20 protein-coding genes and 2 tRNA genes are annotated in these 24557 nt (G+C 30.6%); 4 read left to right on the forward strand and 18 right to left on the reverse strand.

Features of this window, described 5'->3' with window-relative positions; genetic code table 11:
- Positions 1-5: 5 nt before the first annotated feature.
- The 11 genes from trxA to proS form a co-directional block, all read right to left on the reverse strand.
- Complete coding sequence (gene trxA / locus VF849_01780; GenBank protein ID HEX9232747.1) at positions 6-329, reverse strand: thioredoxin; 324 nt, start codon at positions 327-329, stop codon at positions 6-8.
- Positions 286-1113, reverse strand: a complete 828-nt coding sequence (argB, locus tag VF849_01785; GenBank protein HEX9232748.1) for an acetylglutamate kinase — start codon at positions 1111-1113, stop codon at positions 286-288. The genes trxA and argB overlap by 44 nt, the downstream gene beginning before the upstream one ends.
- The gene (locus VF849_01790) at positions 1073-2068 is read right to left on the reverse strand and encodes an N-acetylornithine carbamoyltransferase (GenBank protein HEX9232749.1); all 996 of its coding nucleotides are present in this window, start codon (positions 2066-2068) and stop codon (positions 1073-1075) included. Before VF849_01790 ends, argB begins: the two co-directional genes overlap by 41 nt.
- Entirely contained in the window at positions 2016-5213 is a 3198-nt protein-coding gene (carB, locus tag VF849_01795) for a carbamoyl-phosphate synthase (glutamine-hydrolyzing) large subunit (GenBank protein ID HEX9232750.1), read from the reverse strand. The genes VF849_01790 and carB overlap by 53 nt, the downstream gene beginning before the upstream one ends.
- Positions 5203-6279, reverse strand: coding sequence for a glutamine-hydrolyzing carbamoyl-phosphate synthase small subunit (carA, locus tag VF849_01800; protein ID HEX9232751.1), 1077 nt, complete (start codon positions 6277-6279; stop codon positions 5203-5205). The genes carB and carA overlap by 11 nt, the downstream gene beginning before the upstream one ends.
- 1 nt (position 6280) lies before the next feature.
- The gene (locus tag VF849_01805) at positions 6281-7420 is read right to left on the reverse strand and encodes an aminotransferase class III-fold pyridoxal phosphate-dependent enzyme (GenBank protein HEX9232752.1); all 1140 of its coding nucleotides are present in this window, start codon (positions 7418-7420) and stop codon (positions 6281-6283) included.
- Between the two features lie 3 nt (positions 7421-7423).
- Positions 7424-8395: an N-acetyl-gamma-glutamyl-phosphate reductase gene (argC, locus tag VF849_01810; GenBank protein ID HEX9232753.1), complete on the reverse strand. Its 972-nt coding sequence runs from the start codon at positions 8393-8395 to the stop codon at positions 7424-7426.
- On the reverse strand, positions 8392-10107 hold the full coding sequence (locus VF849_01815) for an argininosuccinate synthase domain-containing protein (GenBank protein HEX9232754.1): 1716 nt from the start codon (positions 10105-10107) through the stop codon (positions 8392-8394). Before VF849_01815 ends, argC begins: the two co-directional genes overlap by 4 nt.
- Positions 10108-10232: 125 nt before the next feature.
- Complete coding sequence (locus VF849_01820) at positions 10233-10433, reverse strand: hypothetical protein (protein ID HEX9232755.1); 201 nt, start codon at positions 10431-10433, stop codon at positions 10233-10235.
- A gap of 468 nt (positions 10434-10901) precedes the next feature.
- On the reverse strand, positions 10902-11408 hold the full coding sequence (gene ruvC / locus VF849_01825) for a crossover junction endodeoxyribonuclease RuvC (GenBank protein HEX9232756.1): 507 nt from the start codon (positions 11406-11408) through the stop codon (positions 10902-10904).
- Complete coding sequence (gene proS / locus VF849_01830) at positions 11405-12874, reverse strand: proline--tRNA ligase (GenBank protein ID HEX9232757.1); 1470 nt, start codon at positions 12872-12874, stop codon at positions 11405-11407. The genes ruvC and proS overlap by 4 nt, the downstream gene beginning before the upstream one ends.
- A 35-nt stretch (positions 12875-12909) precedes the next feature.
- Between proS and cysS the strand changes: the two genes are divergently transcribed.
- Positions 12910-14355 carry a cysteine--tRNA ligase gene (gene cysS, locus VF849_01835; protein HEX9232758.1) on the forward strand — a complete coding sequence of 482 codons (1446 nt, stop codon included), beginning with the start codon at positions 12910-12912 and terminating at the stop codon, positions 14353-14355.
- Positions 14356-14364: 9 nt separating this feature from the next.
- Here the strand turns inward: cysS and dnaE are convergent, their stop codons facing one another.
- The 3 genes from dnaE to VF849_01850 form a co-directional block, all read right to left on the reverse strand.
- Positions 14365-18459 (reverse strand): DNA polymerase III subunit alpha, encoded by a 4095-nt coding sequence (gene dnaE, locus VF849_01840; GenBank protein HEX9232759.1) that lies wholly within the window; start codon positions 18457-18459, stop codon positions 14365-14367.
- A gap of 17 nt (positions 18460-18476) precedes the next feature.
- Positions 18477-18550: transfer RNA gene (locus VF849_01845), tRNA-Val, on the reverse strand.
- Positions 18551-18566: 16 nt separating this feature from the next.
- A complete protein-coding gene (locus tag VF849_01850; protein HEX9232760.1) occupies positions 18567-19130 on the reverse strand; it encodes a hypothetical protein in 564 nt (187 codons plus the stop codon).
- A 16-nt stretch (positions 19131-19146) separates the two neighbouring features.
- Here VF849_01850 and smpB point away from each other — a divergent pair, with 16 nt between their 5' ends.
- Entirely contained in the window at positions 19147-19590 is a 444-nt protein-coding gene (gene smpB / locus VF849_01855; protein ID HEX9232761.1) for an SsrA-binding protein SmpB, read from the forward strand.
- 611 nt (positions 19591-20201) lie between these two features.
- On the opposite strand, the gene greA is transcribed toward smpB, so the two are convergent.
- From greA to VF849_01875, 4 genes are all read right to left on the reverse strand, one after another.
- Positions 20202-20657, reverse strand: coding sequence for a transcription elongation factor GreA (gene greA / locus VF849_01860; GenBank protein ID HEX9232762.1), 456 nt, complete (start codon positions 20655-20657; stop codon positions 20202-20204).
- Positions 20638-20895 (reverse strand): 30S ribosomal protein S20, encoded by a 258-nt coding sequence (rpsT, locus tag VF849_01865; GenBank protein ID HEX9232763.1) that lies wholly within the window; start codon positions 20893-20895, stop codon positions 20638-20640. Before rpsT ends, greA begins: the two co-directional genes overlap by 20 nt.
- A gap of 18 nt (positions 20896-20913) precedes the next feature.
- A tRNA-Glu gene (locus tag VF849_01870) sits at positions 20914-20985 on the reverse strand.
- Between the two features lie 5 nt (positions 20986-20990).
- A complete protein-coding gene (locus tag VF849_01875) occupies positions 20991-22226 on the reverse strand; it encodes a 3-phosphoshikimate 1-carboxyvinyltransferase (GenBank protein HEX9232764.1) in 1236 nt (411 codons plus the stop codon).
- On the opposite strand from VF849_01875, the gene hisG reads away from it, so the two are divergent.
- Positions 22227-23087 (forward strand): ATP phosphoribosyltransferase, encoded by an 861-nt coding sequence (hisG, locus tag VF849_01880; GenBank protein HEX9232765.1) that lies wholly within the window; start codon positions 22227-22229, stop codon positions 23085-23087. It begins immediately after the preceding gene.
- Positions 23088-23120: 33 nt separating this feature from the next.
- Positions 23121-24410 carry a histidinol dehydrogenase gene (gene hisD, locus VF849_01885; GenBank protein ID HEX9232766.1) on the forward strand — a complete coding sequence of 430 codons (1290 nt, stop codon included), beginning with the start codon at positions 23121-23123 and terminating at the stop codon, positions 24408-24410.
- Positions 24411-24557: the final 147 nt, after the last annotated feature.

A 24557-nucleotide genomic window follows, 5' to 3' on the forward strand; every position in this document is an offset into this window, starting at 1 on the left:
AATCTTTAAAAAAAATCTTCTTCAAAAACATTTTCTAATTTAGATTCCAGAATACTTTTTTTTGCGTATCCTATATGTCTATATATTTCTTTTCCACTTTTAAAAAAAACTAGAGTAGGGATACTTCGTATATTGAATTCTTTAGCAATTTCAGGATGTTTCTCCACATTAACTTTTACAATAAAAGCTTTTCCTTTATATTTTTCTGCTAATTCGTCTATCTCTGCCGAGATAGCTAAGCAAGGACCACACCAAGGTGCCCAAAAATCTACTAGAACAGGAGTTTTAGATTGGAAAAAAACTTTTTTTAAATTTATTTCTTTTGCCATATTTTTCTTTTTTTAATGTTAAAATTGTTCCATATTTTTTTTTCTCTATAAAAAGACCTATTTTTACGAGAGTAACTCCAGCTTTTAAAGCTAAAAAAGCACTTTCTAATTTAGTAATCATGCCATCTGCAATTACTTTCTTTTTTTTCAATTCTTGGTAGGTCTTTTCATCCATTTTATGAATAAATGAATTATCATTTTTTAGATCAAGTAAAACACCTTTTTTTTCAAATACAAAGTGTAAACTAACCTTATGATGCGAAATTAGAGATTCTGCCACATTTGCAGCAATATTATCTGCGTTGGTATTTAGCAAACCACCATTTCCATCATGGGTAATTGAACACATAACAGGAATAAATCCCTTTTCAAGAAGAAAATTTAGAAAAGGAAGGTTTAAACTTTTTTTACTTAAATTTCCTACATTCCCATACCCATAATTTCTTTCCCTTAAAGAAGGTCTAAAAGCTTTAATAAAATTTCCATCTGCTCCAGAAAATCCTAACGCAAGACAACCTAAAGATTGTAGAAAACACACTATTTTTTTATTAATAAGTCCAGCATATATCATAGTGACAACGTCAAGTGTTATATCATCCGTAATTCGTCTTCCATTAAAGAAATAAGAATAAACGCCTAATATTTCAGAAACTTTTCCACAAATTTTTCCACCTCCATGAATTAATATTTTACCTCCATCAAGCTTATGAAAAGCTGTTAAAGAATCCTTTAACAGATCTACATTATCGATAATATTTCCTCCTATTTTTATTAAATGAATCACTTAATATTTTTTTGAGAATTTCAATGAAAACTGTTTGTGTAGAAAAAATTCTGTTTTCAGCTTGTTGAAAAACAAGAGAATTTTTTCCGTCTAGTACAGAATCTTCCACCACTATTCCTCTTCGGACGGGAAGACAATGCATAAACTTCCCGTTATTAGTTAAACTCATTTTTTCTTTTGTAATTCTCCAATTAGTATCTTGAGAAAGTATTTTTCCGTATGATAAATAACTGCTCCAATTTTTAGCATAAATAAAATCAGCCCCTTCAAAAGCTTCCTTTTGATCATAAGTTATTTTTGCCATTTTACTAAAACGTTTATCTAGTTCATACTCTTTTGGATGAGTAATAACTAAATCAACTTTCGAAAGTTCGGATACCCATTGCAGAAAAGAATTAGGGACTGAATGAGGTAAAACTCTTACATGTGGAGCCCAACTTAATACAACCTTAATCCTTTTTTTTTTAGTCGGACGGAATTCTTCAATGGTAATTACATCAGCTAAGGATTGCAGAGGATGCAAAGTTGCACTCTCTAGACTAACTACAGGTACTCTAGAATAATTTTTTATTTTTTTTAAAAAAAGTTCTTTGGAATCATAAGATCTATCTAAAAATTTTGGAAAAGTTCGTACTCCTAAAATATCACAATAAAGACTCATTACGTAGATAGCTTCTTTAATGTGTTCTTGACTTTTTTCCATAACAGTTCCATCATTCATTTCTATTTTCCAAGAATCATTCTCTGTATTTAAGATCCAAATATTGACTCCTAAATTAAAAGCAGCCTTTTGACTACTTAAACGAGTACGTAAGCTTGGATTAAAAAAAACTAAACCTATAGTTTTTTTTTCTCCTATTTTTTGGAAATAATAAGGATTTTTTTTTAAATACTTAACCTTTTCAATGAGGATCCGTAAATCCTCTACATCTTCTATACTTAGAAATTGGTTCATTGTAAGTATCTAAAGATACTGGATAAAGATCATCTATCGATAGTTTGCAAAAAGCATTTATAAAAGTTTTTGCTAAACAGCAATCAGTTATTAAAGGAATGTTTAAGTCTATTGCAGCCCTACGAATGACATAATCATCATCTAAATTTATTAATTTTTTAGAAATGTTAATAACAACGTCCAATTTTTCTACTTTCATAATATATTTCGACCCATGTATAAAAATGGATTTTATCCCTTGTTTATACAATAAATTCCAATACTTCCATGTAGCAAATAGAGCATAGATTTTTAATGCTTCAATTTCGAAAAATAAGGCATTAATGAAAATGTTTTTTTCATTAATTCGGTATCCAGCCGAAAACATCGCTTTCATTAAAGCTTCTTCTAAGCTTATACCAATACTTGCCACTTCTCCAGTTGAAGTCATCTCAACTCCGAGAATGGGATCAGATCCATGTAGGCGAGAAAAAGAAAATTGAGAAGCTTTCACCCCCAAAAAACTCATATTTAAATTTTTATTTTTCCAAAAAAGTTTTTTACCAAAAATAGCCTTTGTAGCTAAATCGATCATGTTAATATTCGAAACTTTTGAAACTAAAGGGAAGCTTCTCGATGCCCTTAAATTACACTCTATTACTTGAATATGATTATTTTCAAGTAAAAATTGGATATTAAAAGGACCAGAAATATTAAAATGTTTAGCAATTTTTTGAGATAGTCTTTCTATTTTTTTTCTAGAAAAGAACCCAATATTTTTTGGTGGATAAATTAAAGTAGCGTCACCTGAATGGATTCCAGCAAATTCCACATGTTCAGAAATTGCATAAAAAAAAATTTTACCAAAAGCAGCAACTGCGTCAAATTCAATTTCTTTAGCATTTTCAATAAATTTGCTTAAAACTATAGTATGTTCTGTAGCTATTTTTCCATATTTTTTAATATAAAAATTAAAATAATCATAATTGTAAACTACTTGCATTGATGCACCTGAAAGAACATAAGAAGGACGTAGTAGAACTGGAAATCCAACTTTTTTAGTAAAATCTTCAGCATAAGAAAAATCAGAGAATTCTTGCCAAAGTGGCTGACTAATTCCTAGAATATCTAAAGACTTAGAAAAAATATGTCTGTTTTCCACCTTATCAATAGAAATAGGAGAAGTGCCTAATACAGGAATACCGCTTTTATAGAGTTTTAAAGCTAAATTATTGGTAATTTGTCCTCCCATAGAGGCTATTATTCCTAAAGGTTTTTCTAGTTCTAGAATATCTAAAATACGTTCAATACTAAGCTCTTCAAAATAAAGCCTATCACATTTGTCAAAATCAGTACTAACTGTTTCTGGATTATAGTTTATCATCAAAGATTGATATCCTATTTCTTTAATAGTTTCTAGTGTTTTAACACTACACCAATCAAATTCCACGCTGCTACCAATGCGATATACACCTGATCCTAAAATTAGTATGGATTTTCTATTGCAGATTACATCATGTTTAGCTGCGTGATAGCTTAGATAAAGGTAATTCGTATTTGCAGGATATTCAGCAGCCAATGTATCAACTCTGCGTATAAAAGGAATAATTGATAGAGATTTTCTATTTTTTCTTATATATTTTGATACTCTCTGGAAATCTTCTTCAACCACAAAAAAACTTGCAATCTGTTCATCTGAAAACCCTTGCTTTTTAGATTCTATTAAAGATTTATATGGAATTTTAGACCAATTTCCATAAGAAATAAAATTATTTTTTGTTAGGAATAAACTTTCTAATCTTTTCAAGAACCAAGGGTTTATCATTGTAAGATGATGAATTTCCTCAATAGTAAATCCAGCATAAAAAGCTGATTCTATTACTTGAATACGTTTATCTGTTGGGTTTTTCAGCATTTCCTCAATCATTTCATGGGTAGTTAAAAAAAGCTTTTTCGGGTTAATAAAACCTAGGAGGCCTAGATCAAGCATCCGAAGACCTTTTTGTAAAGCTTCTTCAAAAGATCCACCGAGAGACATTACCTCTCCAACACTTTTCATGCTGCTACTAATTTTTTGGTAAACACTATCAAATTTTTTAAGGTCCCAACGGGGTAATTTACAAACGATATAATCTAAAGCTGGTTCAAAAAAAGCTGAAGTTATTCCAGTAATAATATTATTAAGCTTATGTAAGCCATAACCTAATGCAAGCTTAGAGGCTATAAAAGCTAATGGATAAGCAGTTGCTTTAGAGGCAAGGGCACTTGAACGAGAAAGACGTGCATTAACTTCAATGACGCGGTAATCTACTGAATTTGGAGATAAAGCAAACTGGACATTACACTCTCCAATAATACCAAAATGACGAATAATTCGAGTAGAAATATCTCTTAGATTATAAGATTCGGAATTACTCAAAGTCTGAGAAGGTGCCACAACAACGCTTTCTCCAGTATGAACCCCAATTGGGTCAATATTTTCCATATTACAAACAGCAATACAATTATCGAAACGATCACGAATAACTTCATATTCTATTTCTTTCCATCCTTTAAGAGATTCCTCTAGAATAATTTTATTCGTATACGAAAAAGCTTTTACAGCTATAAATTTTAGTTCATTAATATCATACGCAAATCCACTTCCTAAGCCCCCCAAAGCATAAGAAGAACGAACTATCATGGGAAATCCCACTTCTTCAGCTTTTTTCATAGCTTTTTCAATAGAATCCACTGCTACACTTATTGCATTTTTTATTCCAAGAGTTTGGAGCTCTTTACGAAAAAGAGCCCTGTCTTCACTTCTAACAATAGACTGAATTGGAGTTCCTAATACTTTTAGTTTATATTTTTCAATAATTCCTTTTTTATAGAGTTCGAGCCCACAACTCAAGGCCGTTTGGCCACCAAACGCCAATATTAAACCATCAGGGGTTTCTTTTTGTATAACCTGTTCTACAAAATAAGCATGTATAGGTAAAAGATAAACCTTATCGGCTATTCCTTCGGAAGTTTGGACTGTGGCAACATTAGGATTAATTAGGACGGTAAAAATTCCTTCCTCTCTAATGGCTTTTAATGCTTGAGTTCCAGAGTAATCAAATTCACCAGCTTCTCCAATTTTCAATGCACCTGAACCTATTAGAAGAACTTTCTTAATTTTCATTGGATCCTTTAATTAGATCAATAAAATAATCAAACAAAAATTCAGTATCATTTGTACCTCCAAAAGCTTCAGGGTGAAATTGCACAGAAAAAAAAGGGGTTTTTGTATGTATAATACCCTCGCAACTTTGATCATTTAGATTTTTGAAGAATATTTTCCATTGATCAGGAATTATTTTGGAATCAATCACATAACCATGGTTTTGTGAGGTTATGTACGCTTTATTGGTAGCACTCAATATTACTGGTTGATTATAGCTTCTATGACCATATTTAAGTTTTCTCGTTATAGAGCCTGTGGATACACCGAGTAGTTGATTACCAAGGCAAATGCCAAAAACAGGCTTATTCCATCTTAATGCTTTTCTAAGATGTAGAATAGTTTCTTGGTACTCATTAGGATTTCCAGGTCCATTGGAAAGAAAGATTCCGTCATAATATTTTTCCTTAGTAAAATCATAATTACAAGGTACACGAATAATTGAACAATTTCGTATAAGCAAACATCGTAGAATGTTATTTTTTACTCCACAATCAACCAGTAATATTTTGTATCGACCATTTCCATAAATAATTTTTTCTTTAATGGATATCTTCTCATTTTCTTTGCTGGAATCGAAAAAGGTAATGTTTTTCTCAAAACAGAAGATTTTTCCAAGCATAGTCCCTCGTTTTCTAAGTATTTTTGTTAAGCATCTAGTATCCAATCCATAAAGACCTGGAACTTTATATTCTTTTAACCAATTGGATAGATTTTTAAACATTTTCCCATTAATATGGGAATAATCTGAAACAATCAAACCTGAAACATGAACTTTATTTGATTCATAAAATCTAGAGATCAATTTTTTGGATAAGGGAGAACTAGGTACCCCATAGTTTCCTATACTAGGATAAGTAAAAAGTAAGATTTGACCAAAATAGGAAGGATCTGTTAAGCTTTCCACATATCCAGTCATAGGAGTATTAAAAACTACTTCACCATAAGAAGATATAGGAGCGCCTAAATGATATGCTTCATATTTTTCTCCATTTTCTATATGAAGAAAAGCAATTTTTTTTTTCATTTTAGGATTCCAAAGAACGGACCAGTTTTTTTATAAATAATTTTACATTATCTTTTGTTAGATTTAGGGGAGGGAATAATCTTAAAACGTAAGGATCATAAGAAAATCCAACAAATACTTTTTCCTGATTTATCAGAACTTCTATTAATTTTTTTACAGGGAAATTAAACCGTAATCCTATCATGAATCCCCGACCTCTTATTTCCTCAATATGAGGAATATCTTGCAAGTGTTTCAATAATTCTTCTCCGATTATTTTAACGTTTTTTAAAAGGTTTTCGTTTTTAATAACTTCCAAAACAGAAATAGCAGCTACACAAGCTAAATAATTTCCTCCAAAAGTACTGCCTAACATTCCATTAAATTCTTCAAATTTTGGGTTGATAAGGACCCCACCAATCGGAAACCCATTTCCCATACCTTTAGCTAAAGATATAAGATCTGGATTTACTCCAGATCGCTGATGTGCAAAAAAATCTCCAGTTCTGCCATATCCACTTTGGATTTCATCCAGTATGAAAACGGTTTCATAATATCTGCACATATTTTGTATTTCACGTAAAAAAAAATCTCCAGGATCAATTATTCCAGAGATTCCTTGTATTCCTTCAGTAATAAGAGCACAAACGTTCCTTTTTCTTAATTCTTTTTCCACAGATAACAAATCTTTATAGTTTAAAAAAACTACTTCATGCTTAGAATTGAATGGGGCTAAAATTTTTGTATTGTCCGTAATAGATGTTGAGCCGCTTGTTCGACCATGAAAAGAACCCTTAAAAGCTATGATCTTTTTTTTTCTGTTATGAAACGAAGCAATTTTAAGAGCATTTTCTATAGATTCAGTACCAGAATTGCATAAAAAAAGTTTATAATCTTCATAACCAGATACATCACAAAGTAATTCTGATAATCTTTCCTGATTAGAGATGTTAACATAATTTGAATAGAAAGTAATTTTATTTATTTGGTCCTGTAAAGCTTTTATATAATGTGAATGTAAGTGCCCAATTGAAACCACAGCATGTCCACCATAAAAATCTAAATACCTTTGTCCATTTTCGTCAAATAAGTGGAACCCAGAACCTTTTATTAATTCTATAGGAATAGAATTATAAACGTTGAATAATCTTTGGTGGATCATGTTCTAAAATAGTGAAGGTTTTAATTTGAGGCCACAATCCTCTTCCCATCCTTGCATGATGTTCATGTTTTGTACAGCTTGACCTGAAGAACCTTTTAAAAGGTTATCAATTATGGATGTTATGATAATTTTTCCATTTTTCAAAGATAAATGTAAAAAACATTTATTAGTGCCTATTACCTGCTTTAAATCTAGTTCTCTTTCTGAGAGAGAAACAAATGGATGTTTTTTATAATAACTCTGATATAGATCTTTATTCTCATCTAGAGAATAAAGGGAATCGGTATAAACTGTTGAAATAATTCCTCTAGAAAAATTACCTCTATAAGGCACTAGAAAAATTTCTTTCTGAAAAGATTTTTGGTATCGATGAATTACTTCTCTAATCTCATTTAAATGATGATGGATAAAAATATTGTAAGAGGAAATGTTATTATTTCTCCAGCTAAAATGAATTTTTTCATTTAGAGCCTTTCCTGCTCCAGTAGATCCAGTAATAGCACTTATATGAATATCACTTTTCAAACATTGAGCATAGGCTAGAGGCAAAATCGCTATCTGAATAGCTGTTGCAAAACAACCAGGATTTGCAACAGATATAGCCTTTCTAATTATAGACCTTTGTTGTTCTGGTAATCCATAGATAAATGATCGCATTCCAAATGCAGAATGTTCGATTAATCTAAAATCATTACTTAAATCTATCACATTTGAGCGATCAGCTATATTTTTTATAGCTTCTCTGGAAGTTCCAGGATGGAGGCATAGAAAAACGACATCAACATCTTCATCTAATTTTTTAGTGAATTTAATTTCAGTTTCCCCAAGTAAATCAAAGTGAACTGAATAAAGAGGATTTTCGAACTCCCTAACACTTACTACGCTAGTGAGATCCACTCTTGGATGAGATAAGAGTAACCTAATCAATTCTCCAGCAGTATAACCTGCTCCTCCTATAATGCCAGTTTTAATCATTTAATGCTGTGATAAATTTTCATCTGATTTCCAAAAATTTTGGTGAACCCTTTCACATCTTTTTCAGACCATTCATAGTTCATTTCTCCATACTGTGCAACTTTAGATTGCATCATGTCAAATTCAGAACAAATACCAACTAATTCAAATCTATATGGATGTAAAAGTACAGTTACTTTTCCGCTTACTCTTTTTTGACTATTCTGTAGAAAAGCTTCAATATTTCTCATTACTGGATCTAGATATTGGGCTTCATGCAATAAAGTTCCATAGGAATTAGCTAATTGATCTTTCCAATATATTTGCCATTTTGTCAAAACATGCTTTTCAATAAATTGATGAGCTTTAATAATAATTAAAGCTGCTGGAGCTTCGAAGGCTACTTTACCTTTAATACCAAGAATAGTATCTCCTACATGAAACTCTCTTCCTATAGCGAAGGAAGAAGAAATTTCTCCTAATTTAAGAATGTTTTCCACAGGATTTCCCTCCCTTTTATTAAGAGAGACAAACTCTCCTTTTTCAAATCCTAATTCTATTTTCTCCTTATTAGTTTTCCTTAAAGGAGTCGGATAAGCTTCTTCTGGAATATTTTTACTCGAATTGAGAGTTTCAGCTCCCCCTATGCTAGTTCCCCAAATACCCTTATTTATAGAATATTTGGATTTCTCTCTGGCGATTTCTAGACCTTTTTTTTGCAGATATTTTATTTCTTCTTTTCTAGAAAGTTTGTTCTCTCTTATGGGAGAAAGAATAACTTTCTCTGGACAAAGTATTTGAAAAGCTAAATCGAAGCGGATTTGATCATTCCCAGCTCCAGTACTTCCATGTGCAATAGCGTTAGCTTTTATAGAATTAGCGTATTCTGCAATTTTTATGGCTTGGAAAAATCTTTCTGAACTAACTGAAAGTGGATATGTATTATTTTTTAATACATTGCCAAATATTAGGTATTTTACACCTCTACAATAATACTCTTTGGTTGCTTCAATGTTTTGGTGATATTTAGCTCCTATTTGGAACGCTCTATTTTCAATGTTTTTTAGTTCTTCTTTAGAAAACCCTCCAGTATTAACCATAGCAGTATGCACTTCATATCCTTCTTCAAGGAGAAATTTCAAGCAGTACGAAGTATCTAATCCCCCACTATAAGCTAAGACTACCTTATTTTCTCTCTTTTCTTCCTTATTTTTAGGATTATATAATAAGCCTGTGCATAAACACATTCTTTTTTTATTTCGCAGGAGTATGTCATAATTTGTGCAACTTTTACATCCTTTCCAAAAATTTTCATCTTGTGTAAGCTGGTTAAATGATACAGGAACAAAACCTAATTCCGTATTTATTTTAAATACAGAGGAATTCGTGGTTATGCTAAATATTTTAGCTTTCGGAAATTTTTTTATAGAAAGTTTAAAAATTTCATATTTAATGGATTTTGCTAATCCTTTATGTCTGAATGGAGGAAATACGATTAGTCCAGAATTCGCTACAAATTGTTTTTTCTGAAAGACTTCAATATAACCGAATCCAGCAATCTGCTTATCATAAAAAGCCATTACCGCATCCCCATTTATTATTTTAGTTTTAATATATTCAGGATCTCTTTTAGAGATTCCTGTACCTCTTATCCTTGCAGAATCCTTTATTTGCGAACATATTAAAGAAATATATTTAGAATCATCAGGGGTGGCTATTCTTATTTCTACCATAAATTAGTTAATTTTAAAAAATACAAATATTCGTCTAATTTTTTTTTTATATGAATAAACTGAAACCTAAGGTTTTTTATTTTTTCGTTTGAATAAAGCCCTTTATATGGAAATTTCTGAATTTTCTACAAGAGAGAGAGTAGCTTTTTTAGATAAAGTAGGGAGTTCTTTGCTGTATGAAAAAAATCCTTCAAGGAAATATTTTCACTGTTGAGAATATAACGTTCAACAAAATGATTTTCCTCCATTAATTGGATACAACATTTAGCAACATCCATAGCAGATACGAAACTATTCATTCCCTTTAAACGAAGATCTTTTTTCATTTATACACAACCAAAGAAAAATGGATCTAGGATAATACTTGGTAAACAATTACCACGTTTAAGCCTTCACAAACTTCCATTTAAGAAAAAAATTAGATTTCCCATAATAAGAATGCTCATCTTACTCAAAAGAAAAAAAAAAGAATCTTCTGTTATGAATCTAAGGTTAATGTGGAACTTATATAACAAAATTTTTTTACCCCATTATTTAGGCAAATGTTAGACGTTCCTTCTATGTTTATTTTCTCTAAAAGTTCGATGTCTTTTTTATATTTAGAAAAAGCTATGATCTCTTATGCGTGAGACCCATTAATGCCTGAACCCATTCAACTTTTTCCAAAAATTTATTTAAAAGAAAATTATCTAAACAGGTATTTTTTTTTTCTTTAAAGCGCGATATTCCTTTTTGGAGAAGATTTAACAAAATATAACTACCTACAGAACTTTCTACTACCGTAACAAAGACCATTATCCTTCAATTCTTCGAAGAGGATAATTTTTATTTAGAAAATGACATATAGCGACAGAAAGCCCGTCGCTAGCATCAAAATTTTTTTGAGGAAAATTTTCCCCTTTAAAAAAAAACTTTAACATTTCATAAACTTGTTTTTTGGAAGCATCTCCTCTTCCAGAGAGTGCCATTTTTACTGTTCTAGGGGAATATTCAACAACTGACAAATTTCTATATAAACCTGCAGCAATCACTACAGCCTGGGCACGTACGAGTTTCAACATAGATTGAATATTTTCTCCTAAAAATGGAGCTTCAATAGCTAACTCATTAGGATGAAAAGCATCTATTAGGGAAAGAGTTTTTTCGAAAATTTTTTTTAACCTAGAATTAGGTTTTGTTAATCTACCTAAAAAAAGTTCTTCAATAAGAAGTAATTCAATTTTTTTATTAACTTTAATTAATCCAAATCCAATCACGTAGTGACTGGGATCAATGCCTAAAATGATCTCTTTTCTTCTCAATAAGCTCTAGCAAAAAGGACCCTTTGTTTCGAAATGTTCCCTGAATAAATACAATGCCCAGATTCTTTTGGCATTCCGATCGGAATGCAACGAATAGTTGCTCCAGTTTCTAATTTTATTTTTCTCTCGGTTGTGTAACTTCCATCCCAATGAGCTAAAAGTAACCCTCCTTTTTCCTCTAGAATTTTTTTGAATTCTTCATAATTATTCACACATCTTATAGATCTCTCTCTCCGAGAGAAAGCTCTCTGATAGAGATCTTTTTGTATCCGTTTTAGAACATCAGGAATATATGTGTCTAAACATTCTAGAGATAATTTTTTTTTTTGCAAAGTATCTCGGCGGAAAAGTTCAACTGTTCCTTTTTCCAAATCTTTGGGACCAATTACGACTCGTAATGGAATTCCTTTCATATCATATTCGTTAAATTTCCATCCTGGACTATAAGAATTTCTGTCATCTATGAGGACGCTAATCTTTTGATATTTAAGTAAAGACTTTATGGAATAAACTATGCGAGAGATTTCTTTTAACTGGAAACAGTTTTTATAAACTGGGATAATAACCACCTTAATAGGAGCTAAACTAGGAGGCAAAACGAGACCTTTATCATCCGAATGAGTCATTATTAGGGCCCCTATTAAACGAGTAGATACACCCCAAGATGTAGCCCAAGCATATTCTTTTATACCATATTTATTGATAAATTTTACATTAAAGGACCTAGAAAAATTTTGTCCTAAAAAATGGGAAGTTGCAGCTTGCAAAGCTTTATTATCTTGCATAATCGTTTCAAGACAATAAGTTTCTTCAGCTCCAGAAAAACGTTCTAAAGGGGTTTTAATTCCTTTAATTACTGGAATAGCCAGGAAATTTTCTATAAAATCTTTATAGATTTCGAGTATTTTTTGAGCTTCTCTGATAGCTTCTTCTCTAGAAGAATGAGCCGTGTGGCCTTCTTGCCAAAGAAATTCAGAAGTTCTTAAAAAGAAGCGTGGTTTCATTTCCCAACGCACAACATTGGTCCATTGATTGAGCAAGATGGGTAAATCTCGATAGGATTTAATCCAACGTCTGTAAGTGTTCCAAATAATAGATTCTGAAGTAGGTCTCACCACAAGTTCTTCTTCAAGCTTAGAATTCGGGTCGATAATTATTTCGCTTTTATTTTTTTTTAACCTATAATGAGTAACTATAGCACACTCTTTAGAAAAACCTTTTGCATGAGCAGCTTCCTTTAAAAAATTGGATTTAGGAATAAATAAAGGGAAATAGACATTTTCATGTCCTGTGGATTTTAACCTTTTGTCAAGTTCATCTTGAATTTTTTCCCATATGTTAAGTCCGTATGGTTTAATAATCATACATCCTCGTATACCAGAATTTTCTGCTAAACCAGATGCAGAAACCAGGTCATTATACCACTTAGAATAATTTTCAGAACGGGGGGTAATCATAAAAGTCAATAAATTTGGCTGAGCCACCACAAAATTTTAAAATTATGGAAAAAATTCAAAAGAATCATTTAAAAATCTACAATTCGCTTAGTGGAAAGAAGGAATCATTTAAACCAAAAAATTATGATTACGTCAAAATGTATGTTTGTGGTCCAACTGTTTACGGTTATATCCATTTAGGAAATTGTAGAACATTTATTTTCTTTGATCTTGTATTCAGATATCTTAAACATTTGGGATATAAAGTACGTTATGTACGTAACATAACTGATGTAGGACATCTGGAAAATGACTCAGATTATGGAGAAGACAAAATTGCTAAAAAGTCTAAGATGGAAAAACTTGAAATAATGGAAATTATTCAAAAATATAGTATGGATTTTTATCAAAATTTAAGTTTTTTTAATGTGCTGCCTCCTAGCATAGAACCCTATGCTAGGAGTCATATCATGGAACAAATTGAATGGATAAAAAAGCTTCTGGAAAAAGAACTGGCATATGAAGTAAACGGTTCAGTTTATTTCGAAATAAAGGCTTATGAAAGATGGTATCACTATGGAGTTTTAAGTAAGAGAAAAAAAGAAATTACTAAAAGTCGTTTGTCTTTAAGAAAACAAGAAGAAAAGTTCAATACTGAAGATTTTGCGCTGTGGAAAAAAGCCAACTCAAAATATAGTATGAGTTGGCCTTCCCCTTGGGGGTTGGGATTCCCAGGATGGCATACAGAATGTGCTGTAATGAGTACAAAATATTTAGGAGAAAGTTTTGATATCCATGGGGGAGGAATGGATTTAAAGTTCCCGCATCATGAATGCGAAATAGCTCAAATACAAGGACTTTATGGTAAGTCTCCAGTAAAATATTGGATGCACACCAACTTGCTAACTATCAAAGGACAAAAAATGAGCAAGAAAACTGGGAATATATTCCTTCCTAAAACTCTCTTTAAAAGAATTCATCCTAGTATTATTCGTTTTTTTCTTCTAAAAACTCATTACCGAACCCAATTAGATTTTTCTTATGATACCCTTTTTTCTGCAGAAAGGTCTTATTATAGACTGAGAGACTCATTTAAAGTTTTGAAAAACTTGCCAAGTGGCAAAAAATCTACTTTTGATGTTCACTCTTGGAGTGAAAAATGTTATAAAGCAATAGATGATGATTTTAATAGTCCAATGCTAATTATGCTTCTTTTTGAAGCAGTTAGTAACATAGAGAAAAAACCAGAACTCGTAGAAGAGGACTTAATTCTCTTAAAAAAAACAATGAATGACTTTTTTTTTAAAGTTCTAGGTTTAGAACTGATAGATGAAAATCATCCTATAATTTACGATTATTCCAAAAATTTAATTGAACTAATCATTCAAGTTAGAAATAGGGCAAGATTTGAAAAAAAATGGGATTTATCAGATTATATACGTTTTGAGATGTCTCGTTTGGGAATTCGTTTGAAAGATGGGAAAGAAAGCACACAAGTTGAAATTGTGTAGAGAAGAAGACTATTCAATAAATGGAGTAATTCCCAGGTCATATTTTAATTTTCTTAAAAAAATACTATCTATTTTCAAACCCTTCTTAGAAATGAACATTAATTTTATTTTTTTACTATTAATTTTTATGGAAAATTTTTTATTTCCGTTTTTTATTATAGTTTTTAACTGCGTTATCATACCTTCATTAAGTTTATCCACATTTATTAGAATCATTAAACTATTTGTCATATTTTCTAATACAGACTGCAAAAGCTGTATATGAAGGATTCTAAAATAAATTTCCCCATTTTGTTTTTGTATTGGAATAGTCTTAAGGTGAATAAGAGCATTTTTCTTAATAAGAGGTATATATTTTAAATATTCTTCTCCAAAAAGACGGAACTCTCTGCATCCTTTATGATCTTCTAAAGAAAATAGACCATATCTATTACCAGTTTTATTAGATATTTTCTTTTCGCAATTTTGAATAATTCCACAGACATTAAGTAATTTACCAATTAAATTATTTTTATTCTGATTTCTCTCACACAAAGAGACATAATTTTTTATTTCATACTCTATTGGATTAGAAGTAATATAAATACCTAAAACTTCTTTTTCTTTGGTTAATTTTATTATTTTAGGCCAAGGTTTGCAATATGGCAAAATTGGCTCTGAATTTTTTTTAAGAGAATTCTTCCTATTTTTTATCCCAAATATGATAATTTTTTCTAGTGTTTTTTCTTCATGAAAATATTGTGCACAGTTAATATTTTCAAAACAATCAAAAGCTCCTGCTAAAATAAAATTTTCCAAAACTTTTTTACTTAAATATATTCGCTTAACAAAATCGAATATTGAAGTATATACACCGTTTTTTTTTCTTTCCTGGACTATTTCCGATAGGACTGATCTTCCTATACCTTTAATAGCTCCCATGCCAAAACGAATTTCTCCATGTTTGGTAACTGTAAAAGCATAATCACTTTCATTGATATCAGGTCTTAAAACGGGGATTCCCAACCTTCTACATTCTTCCATAAAAAGAGTTATTTCTTTTAGGTTGTTCAAATTATTACTCAATACAGAAGCCATGTATTCTTCTGGAAAATGTGCTTTTAAATAAGCTGTCTCGAAAGCAATATAAGCGTAACAAGTGGAATGAGATTTATTGAAGGCATAATAGGAGAAGTATTCCCAATCTTTCCAAATTTTCTCTAAAATTTTTTGAGGATAACCTTTTCTTTTTGCTCCCTCAATAAATCGTTCTTTCATTTTGTCCAGTATGTTTTTTTGTTTTTTCCCTATAGCTTTTCGTAAAAGGTCTGCTTGACCTTTGCTAAACTCGGCAAGTTTCTCAGCTAGAAGCATAACTTGTTCTTGATAAATAGTAATACCGTAAGTATTACTTAAGAATTCTTCCATTGCAAGAAGATCATAAGTTATCGGCTCCAATCCGTGTTTTCTTGCTATAAAATTTGGAATATATTGCATAGGACCTGGGCGATATAATGCATTCATGGCAATCAGGTCATCAAATGTATCAGGCTTAAGTTTTCTAAGATACTTTCGCATTCCGATAGATTCGTATTGGAAAACTGCTACAGTTTCCCCTTTTTTAAAAAGTTTGTAAGTTTCTATATCATCTAAAGGAAAATAATCTAATTCAGGATTATTTTTTTTTATTAGGTTCAAAGCATCTTTAATAATAGTTAAAGTTTTTAATCCAAGAAAGTCCATTTTAAGAAGTCCTACACTTTCTACAACTTCGTTATCAAATTGAGTAACTAGCAAGTCAGAATCCTTAGATACTGGGATAAGTTCTCTTATATCTGAAGGTGCAATAATAATACCACAAGCATGTATTCCTGTATTTCGGATAGATCCTTCAATAATCTTAGCTTGACGAAGTGTTAAAGCTTCTAATCCAGAATTTTCGTAGATTTTTCTAATCTTTATGACATTTTTTATTTCACTCTTAAAGAGGTTTAGAGAATAAATATTTTCTGATTCTGAAAATAGCCTTTTTAAGGAAATATTTGGGATCATTTTGGTTATTCTATCTACATCAGATAAAGGCAACCCTAGAACTCGTGCAGTATCTCGTATCGATAATTTTGATGCCATAGTACCATACGTCATAATATGAGCCACTTGAGCAGTACCATATTTTTCTACAACCCATTTGATAATTTTATCTCGGCCTCTATCATCAAAATCTATATCAATATCTGGCATCGAAACCCTATCTGGATTCAAAAAACGCTCGAAAAGTAAACCGTATTTAATTGGATCTATATCCGTAATCCCTATACAGTAAGCAACTACGGATCCAGCAACAGATCCTCTTCCAGGACCTACAGAAACGCCCATTTTTCTAGCTTGAGATGTAAAATCCTGTACTATAAGAAAATAACCTGGATAACCAGTTTTTTTGATAATATCTAACTCTAAGTCTATACGAGTTTTTATAGAACTAGTAATTTTACCGTAACGGTACTTAATACTCTTATAAGCAAGGTGTTTCAAAAAAGCGTTAGGGTCTTTAAAAGATTTTGTCATTTGGAACTTAGGAAGTAAAATATTCTGCAAAATATCATAGTCCTCTACCTTTTCAACAAGCTCCTCTAAATAATTGAAAGATTCAGGAACATCTGAAAAAATATTTTCTATTTGTTTTGATGTTTTTAAAAAGAATTCCTTATTTGTGAATCCAAATCTAAACCCTTTACCCTTTCCTATAGGTGTAGACAATTTTTCTCCTTTGCGTACGCAAAGTAAAATATCTTGCGCATCAGAATCTTTTTTTTCAATATAAAAAATATTATTTTGCGCAAGATATTTTACTTTATATTTTTTTGCTAATTTAAGTAAAATTTTATTAACGTAATCTTCTTCTTCAGAACCATGTCTAAGTAATTCTACATAAAAATCTGACCCGAAACATTCGTGCCACCATGAAAAAACTTTTTCTGCCTCTATAGAACCTCTATTCAAGATTGTAGATGGAATTTCAGAATTTATATCTCCACTAAGAGCTATAAGTTCTTCTTTGTAAATTTTAATAATGCTTTTGCTAACCTTGGGGATTCCAAAGGAATACCCATCTGTAAATCCATAAGAACTGATCTTTGATAAGTTCTGAAATCCTCTTTTATTTTTAGCTAAAAGTACTTGAGGATAATATTTTTCTGAATTTTTTATTTCTATAAAAACTTCACACCCAACAACTCCTTTAATGTTTCTCTTCCCATACTTTTTAGATTTTTCATTATACTTATTTATTTCAGTATTAGCTAATCGAATAGATTCCATAAAATAAGCAACACCCATCATATTTCCATAATCTGTAATTCCTACAGCTGGCATATTTTGTTCAACTGCTCTGTTAACTAAGGATCTTACATCTATAGTAGAACACAGAATCGAAAAACAAGTATGATTATGCAAGTGAGAAAAATTCTTTGCGTATAGAAGTTCATTAGATGTTTCAGATTCTATTTTTATTTCCCTTTTAAAAAAGATAGGGAAGAAGGAAGAATCAATAAATTCTTTTTGCTTTTTTTTAAATTTTTCAAGCAATTTAATACCAAATACTACGAAAGATAGAACTCCTATGCGGATTAGTTCAAAAAAACATTTTGAGGTAGCCGTTACATCATGAATAGCGTTATGGGTTAAAGAAAGTTCCTTTCTGAAAAGTTTTTGATAAAGTTCTTTAAGAGTAGGCCATTTATTCCTTCTCAAACTAGGAATAGCCTTTTTAGTATCAATGAGGATTTTCTTAAAAATGGAAGTTTTAATATTTTTTCTAAAAAATTCACTATAAACAACATTTATATCAAATTCTATATTGTGCCCAATAATAAATTTACTCTTTTCTAGAGTTTGCTCTAAACAATTTAAAACAAAAAAAAGATCTTCCCCCTCTGACTTAGCTTTTTCAGTCGTTATCCCATGTATTTTTGTAGAATTAAAAGGAATGTCAAAACCTGAAGGTTTAACAAAAAAATTCTTAAACTCAACTAGTCCTCCAAAAGGATTATAACATTGCCAAGCAATTTGTACTATACGAGTATTTTTAGGTAAACCTGTAGTTTCAGTATCTAAAATAACATACATAAGAAAAAACAGTGAAGTGGACATTATCGGATTCGAACCGATGCCCCTACTCTGTCAAAGTAAGACTCTAAACCATCTGAGCTAAATGTCCCATCTTTTAATCACTTTTATAAGCTTTGATAAAACGAGCAACCACCTACCATTTTTGTGTACAATACTATTAGTATAGGCTTTCCTTTGCTTTTTTTAGCTATTTCCCATGAGTTAATAACGCATGAAATGTCATGTGCTTGAAGTTCTTCGATGACCTCCCACCCAAAAAATTTTTCTTTTACTGTTCTATCATTTATTCCATTGCGATAAGCAATATCGATTACTGCTGCCTCCCAAATTTTCCCTTCATTTAACCCATGTAAGCTGTATTGATTTAGTTTTTTAGCTAATGACGCACCTACAGAGCCTTGTCCTCGAATTGCACAAGATGCCTTTAATTTTCTATTCAGTTCTCTTATAGAGAAAAATCCTATCAATGCGCTATAATATACTGGGTAAATATGAAGGAATACTCCTTTCATACAAAAAATATTTGGATTCTGTCTAAGAACTTGCCAATACATAGCAATAAAGTATTCCACACATACTAAAGCCCATACAGTATGTCCTGAATTAGAACGTAAGATATCTCTTCTTATTTGTGTACTAACTCTATTAAGTTGTTTAATTTCTGACATTAATTTAAGAAAAATTATGAAGAAAATAAAAAATACATTGAAAATCTGTATAAATAATAGAAAAGCTTCTTTTGAATATGAATTCATTGAAGAATATATTGCTGGTATCCAATTATTAGGAACTGAAATAAAATCCATTAGACAAAATAAAGCAAGTCTTTCCGAAAGCTTTTGTAAAATTAAAAATGGGGAATTGTATGCTATTAATATATACATTTCAGAGTATAGAGCTGATGTAAATCATCTACCTAATAGAGATAGAAAACTTCTTTTGAAGAAAAAGGAATTAATAAAAATTAGTAAAAAATCAGAAAAGTCTGGACTAACAATTATTCCGAATAAATTATTTATCAATCAAAAAGGATATGCTAAACTTCAAATATTCCTGGCAAAAGGTAGAAAAATATATGATAAACGGGAAGTTATCAAGAAAAGAGAAAATGAACGTCACTCGTTCTAGATTTTGTCATTATAAGAAATGTTAATACTTAACTCATATAAAAGAAGAATAGGGAAAGCATGTTTTCTATATGTACGCAAAAAATTTTTATTAATTAATCCAATTTTAGAAAAAAAATAGACAAAAATTGGTAGAAGTACCATCTAAAGTGTAGATTGTATAATGGTATTAACATCATAGGATAAATCAAAAACGTTTTTTAAAATAGGACTTCCTTTGAATACATAGGCAAATTGAATGGTCATTGGAGAGAGAACGAAATATCCAAAAAGTATGCCAAACAATAAGAGTAAAGAAGTTGTTCTAAAAATTTTTAGAACAAAACTTTTTTCTTTCTACCTGGTTCAATAAACCTCCATACTCCTTTAAATTGACCAAAAAGCCATCTGTTTTGAAGATGCAAATCCTCAGGCAATATAAATTTTTTTTCAATATCCTAAAAAAACGATAAGTAACAAACTTAGATTTAGCTGGTGCCAAAATAATCTTATCGAAGAAGAGTTCTTTATTTAACAGTCATGCCTAATAGACAGCGAATAATACGCTTTCTAAGAACTTCGATATGAGACATAAAAGACATTAAGGACATTTTTTAAAAATTACGTAGATCCTTAACAAAAAATCTCTAGGATTTCATACTCGTCCTCCATTAGGTGAGCTATATCCCCAACTTTCTTACCCAATAGGCCTGAATAAATGGGAGAATTTACCGAAATTATCCCAATTTTAAGATTAGACTCCTCTTCTGGAACTAAGGTGTAAATAACCTTACACCCATAATTAAGCTTTTTTATTTTTATCCTAGATAGGATAGAAACCTTGGATTCATCCATTTTATAAACGTCTATAATCTTTGCTTTAGCAAGGCTTTTTTTTAGTGAAGCAATACGTGCTTCTAAAAATTCTTGATCTTCTTTAGCTGCATCATATTCAGCGTTTTCTGAAATATCTCCTTTATCCCTAGCTTCAGTTATTTTTATGGAAATATTTCCACGCTCTATATTCTCTAATTTTTCAATTTCTTCTTTAAGTTTTTTAACTCCTTCCTTAGTTACATATTTTTTCATTATTTTTTGACACTATGTAAAATAATTGTTTTTTCATCCTTCCAGCCTTCTTCTTATGAAGAACTTTTCTTTTAGATAGTTTATCTATCATAGAAATTGTTTTTCGAAAACAATAATCCAAGTTATTCCTATTTTCCTCTTTTTTAAGTTTTTTTATTGCTGTTCGTATAGATTTAAAATAATATCTGTTTCGAACACGAATTTTTTTATTTTTTAAAACTGAAGAATTATTTGCCATTACAAAAATGTATTAAAGCAGCCCATAGGGGAATCGAACCCCTCTTTTCAGAATGAAAATCTGATGTCCTAACCAATAGACGAATGGGCCAAGATTTAATTACCAAACCCAAAATAACGCAAATCATTCCAAAAATGGGTATATGATTTTTCAACTACTTCAGGTTTTCCTATATTAATAGACTCTCTAAGAGAGAAAGGAGCAAACGACATAGCTATTCTATGATCCTCGTAAGTTTTTATTAAAAAAAGATTTTCTTTCTTGAATTCAAAACCAAGAATTTGGAAGGAATTTTCGGTAAAAATAGATAGGACGCCTAGCTTAAATAGCTCCTTTTGCAAGGCTTTAAGCCTATTAGTTTCTTTAATTTTTAGTGTTTCAAGGCCTATTAAAACACATTTTCTGCGTAAAATAGCACAAGTAACTGCAATAGTTTGAGCAATATCAGGCATAGAATTTAGGTTTAGTTCTAAAAAAGTATGGAGAAAGTTATTTATTTTACTACTTAATATCATTTTGCCATTCGTGAAAATGGTATTTATTCCGAAATATTTTTTATATATTTTTGCAACAAAACTATCTCCTTGATAGCTTTTTTCTTCATAGGAACTCATTCTAATTTTGCCTTGTTTATAAATAGCAGACAAAGCATAGTAATAGGATGCAGAACTCCAATCAGACTCTACAGAAAAAACTTTCCGATTCAGTTTTTTAGTGGTATTTATACAAATAAAGTTTTTCATCCAATAGATTTTTATCCCAGTTTTCTTCAAAAGATTCAAAGTCATTTGAACATAAGGGTATGAAGTTATCTTTTCCAGAGAAAATAAAAGTTTTAATCCCTTTTCCAGGCGCGAACCTATTAACATAAGTGCGCTTATATATTGGCTGCTAATTTTAGGATCTATTTGGACAGACCATCCAGATATTTTTTTCCCACATATTTTAAGTGGAGGGAATCCCTCTTTTTCTAAAAAAAAAATCCGAGACCCCAAGGTTCTTAAAGAATTCACCAAAACTGAAATAGGTCTTTGTTTCATTCTATTGGAACCAGTTAAAATAATTTCACTCCCATCTTTAATAGAAAAATAAGATGTCAAAAAACGCATAGACGTTCCAGCATGTTCTATGTTAATTAAGGATTTTGAGTTTTTTAAAGCTCTTATTAAGATAAGAGTATCAGAAGCGTGGGAAAGATTATCAATTTTTATTTTATCTGTATAAATAGCTTGAAGAAGGAGTAACCTATTAGATTCACTTTTAGATCCTGTTATAACTATATAACCATATATGTTTGGATCCTTTTTACAAATTTTTAAAATAAAACACATATGAATAAACTAAAAGTAGCCATTCAAAAATCAGGAAGGCTTTATGATGATTCTCTTAAACTTCTTAAAGAATGTGGGATAAATATACAATTCAGAAAGAATCAATTAAAAGCTTTTGCGTTAAATTTTCCTTTGGAAATTTTTTTTATAAGGGATGATGATATTCCACAATATCTAGAGGATAGTATAGCAGATCTTGGAATAGTGGGCTATAATATTTTTTCGGAAAAAAGGAAAAGAATACAAGTTAAAGAAAGACTAGGTTTTGGCAAATGTCGCTTGTCTCTAGCTATTCCTAGACAACTAAATTATAGAGGAATCAAAGACCTAAACGGAAAGAGAATTACCACAAGTTATCCTATTCTTGTTCAAGAATTTCTGACAAAGCATCGTCTGAATGCAGAAATTCAAGAAATAAGCGGTTCAGTAGAACTAACTCCTAGTATTGGGTTATCCTATGGCATTTGTGATTTAGTAAGCAGTGGATCTACACTATTCATGAATGGACTAAAAGAAGTGGAGACTCTCTTGCAATCAGAGGCTATATTAGCTTCCTCTATGCTGCTAGAGGAAGATCCAATAGGAAAAAAACTAATGAAAGAACTTCTTTTTCGAATAAGAGCTGTAATAAATGCTAAAAATAATAAATACATATTATTGAATGCTCCTATAAATAAATTAGATAAAATAATGTTGTACTTACCTAAAAATCTAACTCTATCTCCATTTTTATTAAATTATCAATTTTGTGTAATACATACAGTAATTAGCGAAAAGGACTTTTGGAGAGTGGCTGAAAATTTAAAAATTTTTGGTGTTTTTAATATTCTCGTTATGCCGATCGAAAAAATTATTTATTAAGAAATTTTAGAATAGAGAAGAATTAATAAAATTATGGAAATAAAAACCTATCCTAATCCCACTTTTAAAATAAGGCCCACAAAAAATTCTCGTAGTATTTTACTCTCAAAAGTACGAGCGATTCTACAAAATGTAAAAATAAATGGGGATTATGCTCTAAAATTTTATGCAAAAAAATTTGATAGATGTTCATCCTGGAATGATATCCAGGTTCTAGAAGAAGAGATAGAAAGTTCTATAAAATTAGTATCAAAGTCTTTTAAAAAATCCATAGAACAAGCTTATAAAAATATAGAATTTTTTAACATTAATCAAATATACCATAAATTTATAAGGTTAAAATCAATTTCAGGAGTACTTTGTTGGCATAAAACCTTTCCTATAGAAAAGGTAGGACTTTATATCCCTGGAGGATCTGCTCCTTTATTTTCAACTGTTCTAATGTTAGGAATTCCTGCTAGATTAGCTCAATGTAAAAATATTATTTTATGCACCCCCTCAAATTATAGGGGAAATATTCATAATAATATTCTTTACGCTTCAAGAAGAGTAGGAATAAGAAAAATCTATAAAACAGGAGGAGCACAAGCTATTTCCGCAATGACCTATGGAACTGAAAGCATTCCTTCAGTTGATAAAATATTTGGACCTGGGAATATATTTGTTACCATTGCTAAACAAATTCTTTCCCAAGAATGTATGGTATCCATAGATATGCCAGCTGGACCAACAGAAGTTGGTATAATAGCTGATGAAATTTCTAGTATAAAATATATAACAGATGATATGATTTCTCAAGCTGAACATGGCACAGACAGCCAGATCGTGTTAATCTCACCCAAGAAATATTGGGGAGAAAGCGTAAAGAAAGAACTAAACAGAAAAATATATAATCTACCAAAGAGGTTTCTTGTTAAAGAATCCTTTAAAAAAAGTTGCATTATTCTTGTTCCTTCTTTAGAAGAAGGGATTGATATAGCCAATCAATATTCGCCAGAACATTTAATCCTAAACTTTTTGGAATCAGATAGATTTTCTGAAAAAATTATAAATGCAGGTTCTGTTTTTTTAGGAGCCTATTCTCCAGAAAGCGTTGGGGATTATGCTTCAGGTCCAAATCATGTTTTGCCCACAAAAGGGTATGCAAGAACTTTTGGGGGTTTATCAATGGATAGTTTCCTAAAAAAAATAAGTTTCCAAAAACTTTCTAAAGAAGGGTTGGAGAAAATTTCAGAAACCGTGAAAACTATGTCAGTTTCTGAAATACTTAATGCCCATGCTTTTTCTGTTCAATCTAGAATAATAAATAAAAATAATGATTAGAAAAAACATTAAGGAGCTCAGGCCATATTACTCTGCTAGGAAAGTATTTTATGGATCTTCTCATATTTTTCTAGATGCTAACGAAAATCCGATAGGTGAGGTATATCACCGTTATCCGAATCCTTTTCAAGTAGAACTTAAGAAAGA

This window comes from Blattabacteriaceae bacterium (assembly GCA_036390115.1).
Lineage (GTDB): Bacteria > Bacteroidota > Bacteroidia > Flavobacteriales > Blattabacteriaceae > DASQPV01.